Consider the following 14,191-nt stretch of genomic DNA (forward strand, 5'->3'; position numbering starts at 1 on the left):
CCTTTAAAACAAAAGAATGTCAATCTACTACAAATAATTATAATACAAGTTTATCTCTAATTAAAGAAATCACTTTATCCTTATCTTCTTCGTTAAAAATATTTATTTTATCATAAGAAAATTTTATCTTTGAAGACAAGTTATACTTATCATACCACTCCAAATATTTTCCATTAAGACCTTCAAGATAATCTCTGGGAATATTCATTTCAAAACTTCTATTTCTATTTTTAATTCTGCGCTCAACCTCATCAATGCTGCAATCAAGATAAATAAGCAAACTTGGTCGCTGAGAATGCTCAAGCATATTATCAAGAAGGTCAATATATATTTTATACTCCTCATCAGAGATATGCCCATCACAATTTAAAAGAGAGGCAAACACACGATCACCATAAATAGATCTGTCAAGTATGCCTCCTTTTGTTCTAAACACACCTTTTATTAACTTAAACCTTTCATTGAGAAAATTAATTTGAACTGAGAATGCCCATCTGGACTTATCCTTATAAAATTTATCTAATACCGCTAAAGTAAAATCATTATTCAGTTCACTATAAAAAGGAACTCCCAACTCCTTTGATAAAATATTTCCAAGAGTAGTTTTTCCTACCCCAATTAAACCTTCTATTACAATCACCAAGTCTACCTCCAAAAATAACTTAAAAAGTTCACACATAAGCTAAAAAAAGAATTGCTAAAACATAAAACTTAATTAATCAAAAATTCCAATGTAAAAATTTTAATATAAAATAAAAAATCCTTAAACAAATTTTGAAGAAGAAATCAATAATTTAAAAATTAAAGTTTTTAAATTATTGACATTAATCTTAATTAAAAATAATATATTAAATATAAATGATGTAAAAGTAATAATTAAAAAAATTAATTCTTTTTGATAAAAAGAGGTTAAAATATATAAATCTGGCAATTTAGTAAAAAACAAAATAAAATTTAATTAAAAAATTTAATATTCCTTGATTCAAAATCAAAAATTAAAACTTTTTAAGAAAAAATAAAATTGTTATAAAAAAAGGAGATATAATATGAATTACACAAAATTCCAAGAATTTATATCGGAATTTTTGGGGACATTTATCCTATTGGCTTTAGGAACTGGGTCTGTTGCAATGACAGTATTATTCCCCTCTAGTCCTGCAATACCAGGAGAAATAATAAAAGGAGGATATACAAATATAGTATTTGGGTGGGGACTGGGTGTAACCTTCGGTATTTATACAGCAGCAAGAATAAGCGGAGCGCACCTAAACCCAGCTGTTAGCATAGGATTAGCAAGTGTTGGGAAATTTCCTGCTTCAAAACTTTTGCACTACATTATAGCACAAATATTAGGAGCATTTACGGGTGCATTAATGACACTTGTAGTATTTTATCCTAAATGGATAGAAATGGATCCTGGTTTTGAAAATACTCAAGGCATAATGGCAACTTTTCCCGCTATTCCTGGATTTTTGCCGGGATTTATTGATCAAGTTTTTGGAACTTTTTTGTTAATGTTTTTAATTTGTGTTGTTGGAGATTTTGTAAAAAAATACAGCGATAACCCATTTATTCCATTCATTGTAGGATCGGTGGTTTTGGCAATAGGAATAAGTTTCGGAGGAATGAACGGCTACGCTATTAATCCTGCAAGGGATCTGGGGCCAAGAATTTTACTCCTATTTGCTGGATTTAAAAATCATGGCTTTAACAACCTAAGTGTATTTATTGTCCCAATAATTGGTCCAATAGTTGGAGCAATTCTAGGCGCTACAATTTACGAATTTACTCTAAAAAATAATAAAGGTTAAAGATATTTATCTTTAACAAAGTAAAAGGAAAAATTATGAAATACATTTTATCTATTGATCAAGGTACTACTAGCTCAAGAGCAATAGTATTTGATAAAAATGCAAACGTAAAAGGACTTGCTCAAAAAGAATTTACTCAAATCTATCCAAAACCAAGCTGGGTTGAACATGATCCTACCGAAATATGGGGTTCACAACTTGGAGTTATAACAGAGGCTCTTGCAAATGCAAGAATTCTGCCAAATGAAGTTGATGCTATTGGAATAACCAATCAAAGAGAAACTACAATTATATGGGAAAAAAATACAGGAAAGCCCATTTACAATGCAATAGTATGGCAAGACAGAAGAACTTCAAAAATTTGTGACCAATTAAAAGACGAGGGAAAAGATAAAATTATTTTAGAAAAAACAGGTTTGGTGCTAGATTCTTATTTTAGTGGAACAAAAATAATGTGGATTTTAGATAATGTAGAAGGCGCCAGACAAAAAGCTGAAAATGGTGAATTATGCTTTGGGACAATAGATACATGGATATTGTGGAATCTGACTCAAAAAAAAGTACATGCGACTGATTATTCTAATGCTTCAAGAACATTATTGTTCAATATTAAAACATTAAAATGGGACGATGAACTTTTAAACATATTAAACATTCCAAAAGCAATTTTGCCTGAAGTTAAAGAAAGTTCTACAATATATGGTAAAACAGACAACTTACTATTTGGATCAGAAATTCCTATTGCAGGAATTGCCGGAGATCAATTTGCAGCAACATTTGGACAAGCCTGCCTTAAAAAAGGTATGGCTAAAAACACATATGGAACTGGTTGCTTTTTAACATTAAATATAGGCAAAGAACCAATTATTAGCCATAATAAGCTTTTAACTTCAATTGCATGGGGAAGAAAAAAATCTGTAACTTATGTTCTTGAAGGAAGTGTTTTTATTGGCGGAGCCGTAATTCAGTGGCTAAGAGATGGTCTTGAACTTTTTAGAAAAAGCTCAGATGCAGAATCATTGGCAAGCTCTGCCTCAGATAATGGAGGAGTTTATTTCGTACCAGCATTTGTTGGACTTGGCGCTCCCCATTGGGACTCTTATGCAAGAGGGACAATCATCGGAATAACAAGAGGATCAACAAAAGCTCACATTACAAGAGCTGCTCTTGAAAGTATCGCATTCCAAAGTTTTGACATACTAAACACCATGAAAAAATCTGTTCCTAACTTTGAAATTCAAGAATTAAGAGTAGACGGGGGAGCAAGTCAAAACAATCTATTAATGCAATTTCAAGCTGACCTTTTAGAGTGTAAAGTTGTAAGACCAAAAATAACAGAAACAACTGCTCTTGGGGCTGCTTATCTTGCGGGCCTTGCATCAGGCTATTGGCAAAGCGCCGAAGAAATCATAAGTCTTTGGCAAGTAGATAAAGTATTTGAGCCTTCAATGCCAAAAAGTCATAAAGAAATGCTTCTTGAGAATTGGAACAAAGCAATTGAAAGAGCAAAATCCTGGATACAACATTCTCATAATAATATGTAAAAGTTCAAAAAAAGCTTTAAAGATTATAAAAATATGTTGGAGAATAAATTATTAATAATTTATTTAATTTTTTAAAACAAAAACAGCATATAATAAAAATGCATAGCAAGCAAATAAGCTATTTAAACCTTATAAAAAAGGTAAAAATTATTGGAGAAATACAAAAAACGGTTAATAATATACTAAATCGAAAGAAAAATTATAAAAAATTGAAAAATTTGCCAATGCAATTGGTTTATAACGCTATTCAATAAAATTTAAACAAACGGTCTTTGTGAACAAATGATCTTTGCCAATTTCTCAAATCTATTATTTAACGAAAAAGAAAAAAATTAACAAAAATGGAGGAATATTTAAATTTCATGAATAATAACAAAGAAACAAAATTAAAAGATCTTGAAAATCAAGAATTTGATCTCATAATAATTGGAGGAGGCGCAACAGGTCTTGGTATCGCAGTAGACGCAATCACAAGAGGATATAAAGCAATACTTATAGAAAAATTTGATTACGCAAAAGGAACTTCTTCTAGATCAACTAAATTAATTCATGGAGGAGTAAGATATTTAGCTCAAGGTAATATTGCTTTAGTTAAAGAGGCTTTACACGAAAAAGGCATTCTTGAAAAAAATGCACCCCATTTAATTAATGAATGTGCAATTATTACACCTATTTATAATGCTTTAGAAATACCTTATTATTATTTTGGATTAAGCTATTATCACAGTCTTATGAGCAAAGGAAAATCTACTAAATACAAAACCAAACTACTATCCAAAAAATCTACTATTGAAAAAGCTCCTAATATTAAAACACAAAGCCTTAAATGCTCTGTCCTATATTATGATGATTCATTTGATGATGCCAGAATGGCAATAACACTGTTGAGAACTTTCACTGAAAAAGGGGGCATTGCTCTTAACTATACAGAGCTTAAAAAATTCAATAAGGAAAACGGAAAACTTTCGGGGATTTTGATACAAAATAAATTAACAAAAGAAGAAATTTCATTAAAAAGCAAATGCATAATAAACGCAACTGGAATATTTTCAGATGAAATAAGAAAATTAGATGATGAAAATGCTTCAAACATTATAAAACCTTCCCAAGGTAGTCATTTAATAATAAAAAAAGACAAATTCCCCCCAAATCATGCAATATTAATTCCTAAAACTAGTGATAACAGGATTTTATTTGCTATTCCTTGGTATGGCAGTGTTGTTTGCGGAAGCACCGACATTCCAATAAAAGAGGCAGAAGAAGAACCTAAAAGATTTGATAAAGAGATCGAATTTATCATAAGTAATTTAAACAACTATTTAAATATTAAAATAGAAAAATCAGATATAAAAAGCGTATATACTGGAATAAGACCATTAGTAATGGATCCAAAAGCTATGGGCAACACCTCAAAAATTTCAAGAACTGAAAAAATATTCATTTCAGATTCAAATCTTATTACAATAGCGGGGGGAAAATATACTACATATAGAAAAATGGCAGAAAAAACCTTGTTCAAGGCCATAGAAAAAAATTTAATACGAAATTGTGCACCAACTACAGAAGATTTAAAGTTACACGGTTATCTTACAAAAGAAGAGGCAATGAAAATTCCTGAGCCTTTTAGAACTTACGGCAGTGACTTTGAAATTCTAAAAAATATGGAAGGGTTTGACAAAAAGATACACGAAAACTTGGATTTAAATGAAGCTCAAATAGCTTTTGCAATTGAATTTGAGCAGGCAAAAACTATTGATGATGTTTTAGCAAGAAGAACAAGATCGTTACTTTTAAATCCTCAAGCTACAATTGAAGCTGCTCCAAGAGTTGCTGAAATAATGATGAAACAATTAAATAAATCTGAAAAGTGGAAAAATGAACAAATAAAAAACTTTTTGGAGATAAGTGAAAAATATTTAATTAAAAATTAATTTAATTTTTACTATTAAACAAAGAGATTGTTAAACAATCTCTTTGAATTTAAAAGTTCTAATTTAAAATTTAAAACATTTTAAAAGCCTAAAACCTAATTCACATTAGCAAATTCACAAGCAAGCCTTGAATCTCTTCAATACTATCTAAAAGTTTAATCTGAGTCATTTGATTTTGCAAAACAGAATAGGCAAGCTTGTCTAACTTGTCATTAATAATCTTAATAATTCTATACTTGGGGCGCTTAGAATCTCCCAAGCTACCTCCTTTTTGTTCTTTTAAGCAAACAGAAGAAGATATAATAATGGATATAAACTCTGAAATAACTTTTTTGTAAAAAATCACATTTTGTCTGGACGGCTCACTCAATAGTCTCTCGCCAACGTCATTAATTCCATCTAACATACTTTTAATTAAATCAAGATTAAATTCACCATTTTCAAGTAAAATAAAATGTTTGTCCTCTTTAGCGCTTTCAACTTGAAACACCGAAGAAAAAAGATTGCTCTTATCAAAAAATACTTTTTTACTATCTTTTTTGTAATCCTTTGAATTAAGATTTAATGCTCCGGCAATTAAACTATTTACTTTCATCTATTTTACTCACAGCACTTGAAAAATATTTATCATCTTCACCTTCTAAAGAGTGAAAAGATTTTTTTTCTTCTTGATACTCCTTATTGATTTCAATTAAAAGATCTTCATTAACCTTGTAAGAACCAGCATAAAACAATGTGTTTCTTTCAGGAACTCTAAGATGCTCAGAACCAATATCCATATACCCATCAATAATAGCTCCCTCTTCAACTTCAATCGACTTACAAGAAATATTTCCAATAACGCACCCCGATGCGAAAATTTTAATTTTACTCTCAGCATAAATATTACCCACAACTATTCCAGAAATAACAAGCTCATTAGCATCAATACTAGATTTAACCCTACCACTCTCTCCAATAATTACTCTTTTAGTAGAGCTAATAGTACCTATAAAATCACCATCAAGTCGGATAAAATTACTTGAAACTAAATCTCCTTTAAAAAAATCTCCAATACCCACTATTGTTTTTATTTCGTCAAAAATAAACAAAGGCGATGATTTTTTATCTTTTTTTTTCACATTCAACAAATTTAACATCTATTTTGAAGCTCCTGTAGCTAAATTTAAATACATATCAGGATTAATAACTTGAGAGCCTACACGAACCTCATAATGAACATGTGGACCTGTTGCATAGCCTGTCTGCCCCATAAATCCAATTATCTGCCCCTTTTTAACATAAGACCCTTTAGAAGTATTAAGGCGCGACATATGTGCATAAAGAGTAGCAAGTCCATACTTATGCTTAATTTGAACAAAATTGCCATAACCTGCTGATTGATAACTTGCCCTAACAACCTCCCCATCAGCAGTTGCAACAATAGGAGTTCCAATTCTAACCCCCCCAAGATCTATGCCTTTGTGGATATACCACTGCCTAGTAAAAGGCTCAATAGCAGGACCAAAATGCAAAGTAATAATTCCAGATCCACCCGCAAGAGGCCAAAGAGAAGGAATGTCATTTAAAAGCTTGTCCTGGGCGTGCAAAACTTTAACTATGCTTTTAAGAGGAGGAATTGAACTTTCTATTTTACTTTTAATATTTTTAAGATCACTAAGCTCTTTTATTGAATTAGCTTCTAAAATTTGCAAATCAATAAAATCAGAAAGATCTCCATCTAGTTTATTTTTATTCAAATCAACACCATTAGAATTAATTTTTAAAGAGGTTTTAAGCTCATCTAAAATTTTGGAAAAATTTTTTGCAACAGAATTAATTTCTACAACTGTATTTCTAAAATCTTCAATCTCGGTTTCCGCTAAAGAGTAATTCTTCTCTGTAGATTTCACAATTGATGAGAGAGTAACATAATTAACAGCAAGCAAAACAAACCCTATAAAACTGCCTAAAAAAAAAGTAGAAAGGAAAAATAAAGTCAAAAAAGAAATTTTAATATTTTTTACATTCCCCTTAACATGAGGAATAATCATAAAGCTAATATTTTGCTTAAAAAAAGAATGTATAACTTTAAGGATTACAAAAAAAGAATTATAAATAGCTAAGAAAAATTTGAAAATTCCTTTTAACCCTAAAATAATCTTAAATTTAATTCTTTTCTTCATAACAAACCTTACTAAAAACTACCATGCTCAAACAAAAAATAAAAATTTATTTTAATAACCTTAGGCAAAAATCCAAATTTTTTGATAAAAACCTGGTACAAAAACATTCAACAAATACACATAATTAAAGAAAATAATATTTAAAATCAATATGATTATGATTAAACTCACAAATACTTTATTATTATATAAATGAAAACACTATTTTTTGCAACAACAAATGAAAATAAAATAAATGAAGTAAAAAATATATTAAATATTCCTAATTTAAACTTAATGATCCCTCAAAATTTCAACATAAAAGAAACAGGAAAAACATTCAAGGAAAACTCTTTGATTAAAGCAAAAGCTCTGTTTGAAATTTTAAATAAAAATCAAAATGTTTTTGGAGAAGATTCTGGATTGTGCATTGAGGCACTAAACTTGGAACCTGGAATTTACTCTAAAAGATATGACACTTATAAGCTGGGTAAAAAATTAAGCGCTAATGAGAAAAATCAATTTATTTTAGACTTAATGAAAAATGAAAAAAATAGAAAAGCATATTTTTTATGTAACATAAGTTATATTTCAAAAAATGGACAAATATCAAATTTTGAAGGAATAATTAATGGAAAAATTGCCTTAAGTTTAAATGGTTATGAAAAATATGGATTTAGTTATGATTCAATATTTTTAACTAAAAATAATAAAAAATTTAGCGATCTAAAACTCGAAGAAAAAAATAAAATATCACATCGGGGAATAGCATTTTCAAAATTTAAAAAATTTTTATTAGAAACTTTGTTCAAAAGTTAAACTTAAAAGCTTTTTATATATAAAGTTTAGACTTTATTGTAAAATAAAAAGCACAATGTTTATAAAATTTCAATGTATTATTTCTTTCCAAATAATAAAAAAAGGAAGAGGAGAATTTAGTGATAAGCAGAAATGAAATCAATGAGAATGATAAATGGGATTTATCTTTTCTATTTGCAAATGAAGAAGAATATACAAAAGCAATTAATGCTATTGAAATTAAAACCGAAGAATTTAAAAAATATGAAAAATTGGAATTAAATTTTGATTTATTTAAAGAAACTTTAAACAAATACTATGAAATTATGGAAAATTTAGAGAAAGTCTCTTACTATGCAATGCTTCAATTAGAAACAGATGTAACTAACAAAGATTCAAACAAAATATATTCCATATGTATAAATTTAACTACAAAAGTATCTAATGGTACCTCATTCTTCATGCCCAAAATACTCAAAATAGATGCAAAAAATATTCAAGCTTGGATAAATGAGCCCGAACTTAAGGATAAAAAAATTGCAATTGAAAAAATACTAAGAGAGAAAAATCATATTTTAAGCGAAAAAGAAGAAGAAATACTTGCTAACTACACTCCTCTTTACTCATCTTATCAAAACATATTTTCAGCATTAATAAATGCTGATATGGAATTTGGAGAAATTAATGGACAACCTTTAACCAATTCTACCTACACACTATTTTTACAAAACGAAGATCAAAAAATACGAAAAGAAGCTTTTTTAAAATTCTATCAAAAATATAAAAACAACGAAAACACACTTGCTAATCTTATTATTTCAGACTTTAAGAAAAGTCACTTCATTGCAAAAACAAGAAAATTTCAAAATACTTTTTCAATGAAACTCTTCTCAAATAACATTGACAAAAAAGTTTATACAAACTTAATCGAAACTGTCAATGAAAATTTATCTGCGATTAATGACTATTATGACTTTAGAAAAAAAGTATTAAACCAAGAGCATCTATATCACTACGATATTTACGTACCATTAACAAAAGGAATAACATTTAAAAATTCGTTTGAAGAAGCTTGTGGAAAAATATTAAAATCCTTAGAGATACTAGGAACCGAATATACAGAAATCTTAAGAAACGGTCTTTTAAAAGAAAGATGGGTTGATAAATACGAGAATACTGGAAAAAGATCGGGAGCTTTTAGCGCTGGATCATACAACGGAAAACCTTATATACTCCTTAATTACAAAGACGAATCAATAAGAGATATGTTCACGCTTGCTCACGAAGCAGGACATTCAATGCACTCTTACTTTAGCATAAAAAACAACCCATTTCCACACTACAATTATTCTATTTTTGAAGCAGAAATAGCATCAATAATTAACGAACAAATACTAGCAGAATATTTACTTCAAAACGAAACCGATACTAAAAAAATCAAATATATTAAACTGACTCAAATTGACGACATGATTTCAACATTCTTCAGACAAACAATGTTTGCTGAATTTGAGTACATCATTCATGAAATGATTAGTAAAGAAGAGCCTGTAGTAAAAGAAACACTAACAGAAACTTATCTCAATTTGCTAAAAAAATACTTCGGACCTAGTGTAAAACTCGATGAATTAAGCCCCCTTGAATGCCTTAGAATTCCCCACTTTTATTCACCCTTTTATGTATATCAGTATGCTACAGGCATTGCAGCCGCCTTATCAATATACAAAGACATCAAAGAAAATGAAAAAGATGCAGTAGTAAATTATATAAAATTTTTAAAAACAGGTGGTTCTAAATATCCATTAGATTCCTTAAATATTACAGGAGTAGATTTGACAAAAAAAGCAGCAATAGAAAACACTATTAACATTTTTAAATGTAGACTTGAAGAGATAAAGAAAATATTCCAATAAAAGGAGATTTACTGTGAAAACTATCAATTTGATTTTAGCTTGGCTTGTACATATTTTTACAGCATCTGGCTTGATTGTAGGACTTTACTCAATAATTTCAATTGTAAATGGTGACTATTATCTTCTTTTAAAGTTAACAGTAGTAGGACTTATAATAGATGGCATTGATGGAACTATGGCAAGAAAGCTTAGGGTAAAAGAATTAATACCTGAAATTGATGGTACTCTACTTGATAACATTACAGACTACCTAAACTATACATTCATACCCGTTATATTTTTTTATTTGGGAGAATTCATTGAAGAAAAATATAAATTGGCCATTTGTATTGGAATTTTGCTCTCATCAGCATATCAATTCTCAAGAACCGATGCAAAAACAAATGATAACTACTTTAGGGGATTTCCTTCTCTTTGGAATCTATTCGTAATATCAAATATAATCTTTAAAATAGGGCAAATTACAAACCTTATTACAATATTAATATGCATTATTATAAGCTTCATCCCAATAAAATTTATTTATCCATCAAAAACTAAAGAATTAAGGAAAATTACCATACCACTAACAATAATAAGTTGCCTAACATTTGTTGTATCAATATTCTCAGAGTTGTCCACGACAGCTTTAAAAATAGCAAAAACGGTTCTCATTCTTTACTTTGCATATTTAACTCTAGCAAGTATATATTTAACCTATAAAACAAGAAATAGATGACAAAATGTATATAAATACAATAATAGAATCGATTGATTCAAACATAGCTTATTCCCCAATAGTATTTTTTTCCTTACTAATTTTAGCAGGGCTTAACATCCCTATTTCTGAAGATGCAATAGTACTAATGGGTGGAATTTTATCTAGTCGAAAAAATGAATATACTATATTAATATTTTTAGGAATTTTTTGGGGCGCATATCTTGGAGACATAATATCTTTTTATATTGGAAAATTAATGGGAAATAAATTGTTTAAAAATAAAAAAGAGAATAACCTGCTTGACAAAATAAATTACTATTATGGTCAATACGGAGTATTAACTTTATTTATAGGAAGGTTTATACCCTTTGGAGTTAGAAACGCAATATTTATATCAGCAGGAATGGGAAATATGAAATCTAATCTATTTATTGTTTCTGACTTTTTTGCAACCTTGCTCTCAATAATGGTTTATTTTACTCTAAGCTTCAAACTGGGACAATCATTTGAAATAATATTTTCAAAAATAAAAATAATTATATTTGCAATATTTATTGCCGCAATAATAACAACAATAACAATCTGTGTAATTAAAAAGAATAAAAAAGTTGACAAAAATTTAAAATAAAAAATATAATGGTTAGTAATGCTGTGGTGGTGGAAGTGGTAGACACGCTAGCTTGAGGGGCTAGTGGGCGTAAGCTCGTGCTGGTTCAAGTCCAGTTCACAGCATCAAAATTGTTGTTAGCTTATTAAAAAAATTGACAAAAATGTAATCTAAAGAGATGATAAAGAATAATTGTAGATTAATTTTTAAGAGGATAAATGTCTAAATACGAATTCATAAAAATTGAAAAAAAATGGCAAGAATTTTGGGAAAATAACAAAACATACAAAGTAGAAGAAGATCCAAACATTCCAAAAGAAAAAAGATTATACATACTTGACATGTTCCCCTATCCTTCTGCTAATGGACTTCATGTTGGCCATCCAGAAGGATACACAGCTACTGACATATTTGGGAGATACAAAATTTTGAATGGATTTCATGTACTTCACCCAATGGGATTTGATAGCTTTGGACTTCCGGCTGAAAATTATGCAATACAAACAGGAACTCATCCTCAAAAAACTACAGAAGAAAATATTAATAAGTTTAAAAACCAAATAAAAGCTTTGGGATTTGCCTATGATTGGGATCGAGAAATTAGAACTCATGAAGAGAATTACTATAAATGGACACAGTGGATTTTCTTGCAACTATATAAAAAGGGTCTAGCTTATGTAAAAGAAATGCCTGTATGGTACTGTCCTGAGCTTGGAACAGTATTGGCAAATGAAGAGATTATTCAAACTCCGGATGGTCCAAAATCTGAGAGAGGATTTCACAACGTTGAAAAAAAATACTTAAGACAGTGGGTTTTAAAAATTACAAAGTATGCTGAAAGATTGTTAAAAGACCTTGAAGAATTAGAATGGCCTGAATCTGTAAAAGAAATGCAACGAAATTGGATTGGCAAATCAGTAGGGATTGAAATTGACTTTGAAATTGAAGGATATAATGACAAAATTAAAGTCTTTACAACAAGACCAGATACAATCTTTGGTATTACGTATTTAGTGATCGCACCAGAAAACAAACTAATAGAAAAAATAACAAAAAATAACTTTAAAGGAAATGTATTAAAATATGTAAAGCAAGAAGAACTCAAAAGTGATCTTAAGAGAACTTCTCTTGAAAAAGACAAATCGGGAGTTTTTACAGGATCTTATGCATTTCATCCAATAACAAATGAAAAAATTCCAATTTGGGTTGGAGGCTACGTACTAGGAACTTACGGCACTGGAGCTGTAATGGGCGTTCCAGCACATGATGAAAGAGACTTCCAATTTGCTAAAAAGTATAAATTAAAAATTTTACCTGTGATATCAAAATCAGGAAAAAATGAAATACTAAAAAAAGCATACATTAATGATGGAATTTCAATAAATTCTCCTAATGAATTTAATAATCTTAAAAATTCTGAAGTAAAGAATAAAGTAATAGAATGGCTTACTAGAAACAACAAGGGAAAAGAAAAAGTTACCTACAAGCTTAGAGATTGGATTTTTTCAAGACAAAGATACTGGGGGGAACCTATTCCCATTTTATTTGACAAGCTTGGGAATGAAATGCCCTTAGAAGAAAATGATCTTCCCCTAAAACTTCCAGAAATTGCAAACTATAAACCTTCCAAAACAGGAGAATCTCCTTTGTCAAGGATTAAAGATTGGGTAAATGTAAAAGATACAGACTTTACAAGAGAAACAAACACAATGCCTCAATGGGCAGGCTCTTGCTGGTATTACTTGAGATATCTCGACCCCAAAAACACCAAAGAGTTTGCAAGTAAAAAAAAAATTGAATATTGGATGCCAGTTGATCTATACATAGGTGGCTCTGAACATACAGTATTGCACCTGCTTTATTCAAGATTTTGGCACAAGGTTCTTTATGATCTAGGGTATGTAAATACCAAAGAACCTTTTAAAAAGCTAATAAATCAAGGCATAATAACATCATTTTCTTATCAAAAAGAAAATGGAATTTTAATACCTAATGATCAAGTTGTAGAAAAAGACAATAAATTTTTTGACAAAAAGGATAATAAAGAAGTAACCCAAGTAATTGCCAAAATGTCAAAATCCTTAAAGAACGTAATAAACCCAGACGACATTATTAAGGAATTCGGAGCAGACTCAATGAGAATTTATGAGATGTTCATGGGACCACTAACAGATTCTAAACCTTGGAACACTAAAGGCATTATTGGTGTTTTTCGATTTTTAAACAAAATTTGGAACTTAAGAAAAAAAGAGCTATCAAAAGACACCCCTCCAAAAGAAATAATATCTCAACTACATACAGTAATAAAAAAAGTCACAGAAGACACAGAAAAACTAAATTTTAACACAGCAATCTCTGCCATGATGATATTTATAAATGAGATTCTAAAGTACGAGAAAATTTATTTAAATATATTTAAACCATTTATTATTATTTTATCCCCTTATGCACCCCATTTAGCAGAAGAGCTTTGGGAATACATTGGAGAAACTCCCAGTTTATTTAAAAATTCAAAATGGCCAAAATTCGATGAAAGCCTTATTATTAAGGAAAAAAAAGAAATTGTCTTACAAATAAATGGAAAAATAAAAGACAAAATTTTACTAAACAAAGAGATAGGTGAAGAAGAACTAAAAAAAATAGCAATGGAAAATAACAAAATAAAATCAAACTTATTAAATAAAAAAATAATGAAAATAATTGTAATTAAAAACAAGCTTGTCAACATAGTGATAAAGTAAAA

Annotated in this window: 12 protein-coding genes and 1 tRNA gene; 9 read left to right on the top strand and 4 right to left on the bottom strand. The window is 29.2% G+C overall.

Going from position 1 to position 14,191, the window contains the following annotated elements; all coding sequences use genetic code 11:
- Window positions 1–37 precede the first annotated feature (37 nt).
- Window positions 38–640, bottom strand: coding sequence for a deoxynucleoside kinase (locus DB723_RS01175; protein ID WP_188093257.1), 603 nt, complete (start codon window positions 638–640; stop codon window positions 38–40).
- 406 nt (window positions 641–1,046) lie between these two features.
- Between DB723_RS01175 and DB723_RS01180 the strand changes: the two genes are divergently transcribed.
- The 3 genes from DB723_RS01180 (at window position 1,047) to DB723_RS01190 (ending at window position 5,286) form a co-directional block, all read left to right on the top strand.
- Window positions 1,047–1,811: an MIP/aquaporin family protein gene (locus tag DB723_RS01180; RefSeq protein WP_151551539.1), complete on the top strand. Its 765-nt coding sequence runs from the start codon at window positions 1,047–1,049 to the stop codon at window positions 1,809–1,811.
- A gap of 35 nt (window positions 1,812–1,846) precedes the next feature.
- Window positions 1,847–3,355 carry a glycerol kinase GlpK gene (glpK, locus tag DB723_RS01185; protein WP_151551541.1) on the top strand — a complete coding sequence of 503 codons (1,509 nt, stop codon included), beginning with the start codon at window positions 1,847–1,849 and terminating at the stop codon, window positions 3,353–3,355.
- Window positions 3,356–3,696: 341 nt separating this feature from the next.
- Window positions 3,697–5,286, top strand: a complete 1,590-nt coding sequence (locus DB723_RS01190) for a glycerol-3-phosphate dehydrogenase/oxidase (protein ID WP_151551542.1) — start codon at window positions 3,697–3,699, stop codon at window positions 5,284–5,286.
- A gap of 100 nt (window positions 5,287–5,386) precedes the next feature.
- Here the strand turns inward: DB723_RS01190 and DB723_RS01195 are convergent, their stop codons facing one another.
- From DB723_RS01195 to DB723_RS01205, 3 genes are read right to left on the bottom strand one after another with little or no spacing between them, the layout of a single operon-like run.
- Window positions 5,387–5,881 carry a DUF327 family protein gene (locus DB723_RS01195; protein ID WP_151551544.1) on the bottom strand — a complete coding sequence of 165 codons (495 nt, stop codon included), beginning with the start codon at window positions 5,879–5,881 and terminating at the stop codon, window positions 5,387–5,389.
- Window positions 5,868–6,425, bottom strand: a complete 558-nt coding sequence (locus DB723_RS01200; protein WP_151551546.1) for a bactofilin family protein — start codon at window positions 6,423–6,425, stop codon at window positions 5,868–5,870. The genes DB723_RS01195 and DB723_RS01200 overlap by 14 nt, the downstream gene beginning before the upstream one ends.
- On the bottom strand, window positions 6,426–7,451 hold the full coding sequence (locus tag DB723_RS01205; protein WP_151551548.1) for a M23 family metallopeptidase: 1,026 nt from the start codon (window positions 7,449–7,451) through the stop codon (window positions 6,426–6,428). It abuts the gene before it with no gap.
- Between the two features lie 192 nt (window positions 7,452–7,643).
- Here DB723_RS01205 and rdgB point away from each other — a divergent pair, with 192 nt between their 5' ends.
- The 6 genes from rdgB (at window position 7,644) to leuS (ending at window position 14,189) form a co-directional block, all read left to right on the top strand.
- Window positions 7,644–8,249 (top strand): RdgB/HAM1 family non-canonical purine NTP pyrophosphatase, encoded by a 606-nt coding sequence (rdgB, locus tag DB723_RS01210; protein WP_151551550.1) that lies wholly within the window; start codon window positions 7,644–7,646, stop codon window positions 8,247–8,249.
- A 119-nt stretch (window positions 8,250–8,368) separates the two neighbouring features.
- Window positions 8,369–10,141, top strand: coding sequence for an oligoendopeptidase F (gene pepF / locus DB723_RS01215; protein WP_151551552.1), 1,773 nt, complete (start codon window positions 8,369–8,371; stop codon window positions 10,139–10,141).
- A gap of 13 nt (window positions 10,142–10,154) precedes the next feature.
- A complete protein-coding gene (gene pcsA / locus DB723_RS01220; RefSeq protein WP_151551554.1) occupies window positions 10,155–10,859 on the top strand; it encodes a phosphatidylcholine synthase in 705 nt (234 codons plus the stop codon).
- Window positions 10,860–10,863: 4 nt separating this feature from the next.
- Window positions 10,864–11,469, top strand: a complete 606-nt coding sequence (locus DB723_RS01225; RefSeq protein ID WP_151551556.1) for a DedA family protein — start codon at window positions 10,864–10,866, stop codon at window positions 11,467–11,469.
- A gap of 20 nt (window positions 11,470–11,489) precedes the next feature.
- A tRNA-Leu gene (locus DB723_RS01230) sits at window positions 11,490–11,573 on the top strand.
- 93 nt (window positions 11,574–11,666) lie between these two features.
- Window positions 11,667–14,189 carry a leucine--tRNA ligase gene (gene leuS / locus DB723_RS01235; protein WP_151551558.1) on the top strand — a complete coding sequence of 841 codons (2,523 nt, stop codon included), beginning with the start codon at window positions 11,667–11,669 and terminating at the stop codon, window positions 14,187–14,189.
- Window positions 14,190–14,191: the final 2 nt, after the last annotated feature.

The organism is Borrelia maritima, from assembly GCF_008931845.1.
Taxonomy (GTDB): Bacteria; Spirochaetota; Spirochaetia; order Borreliales; family Borreliaceae; genus Borreliella; species Borreliella maritima.

Excerpts from the sequence above, each read along its gene's own strand:
- DB723_RS01190 (WP_151551542.1), top strand. The coding sequence starts at position 3,697 with ATGGAGGAATATTTAAATTTCATGAATAATAACAAAGAAACAAAATTA.
- DB723_RS01225 (WP_151551556.1), top strand. The coding sequence starts at position 10,864 with ATGTATATAAATACAATAATAGAATCGATTGATTCAAACATAGCTTAT.
- DB723_RS01180 (WP_151551539.1), top strand. The coding sequence starts at position 1,047 with ATGAATTACACAAAATTCCAAGAATTTATATCGGAATTTTTGGGGACA.
- DB723_RS01195 (WP_151551544.1), bottom strand. The coding sequence starts at position 5,881 with ATGAAAGTAAATAGTTTAATTGCCGGAGCATTAAATCTTAATTCAAAG.
- leuS (WP_151551558.1), top strand. The coding sequence starts at position 11,667 with ATGTCTAAATACGAATTCATAAAAATTGAAAAAAAATGGCAAGAATTT.
- DB723_RS01205 (WP_151551548.1), bottom strand. The coding sequence starts at position 7,451 with ATGAAGAAAAGAATTAAATTTAAGATTATTTTAGGGTTAAAAGGAATT.
- rdgB (WP_151551550.1), top strand. The coding sequence starts at position 7,644 with ATGAAAACACTATTTTTTGCAACAACAAATGAAAATAAAATAAATGAA.
- glpK (WP_151551541.1), top strand. The coding sequence starts at position 1,847 with ATGAAATACATTTTATCTATTGATCAAGGTACTACTAGCTCAAGAGCA.
- DB723_RS01200 (WP_151551546.1), bottom strand. The coding sequence starts at position 6,425 with ATGTTAAATTTGTTGAATGTGAAAAAAAAAGATAAAAAATCATCGCCT.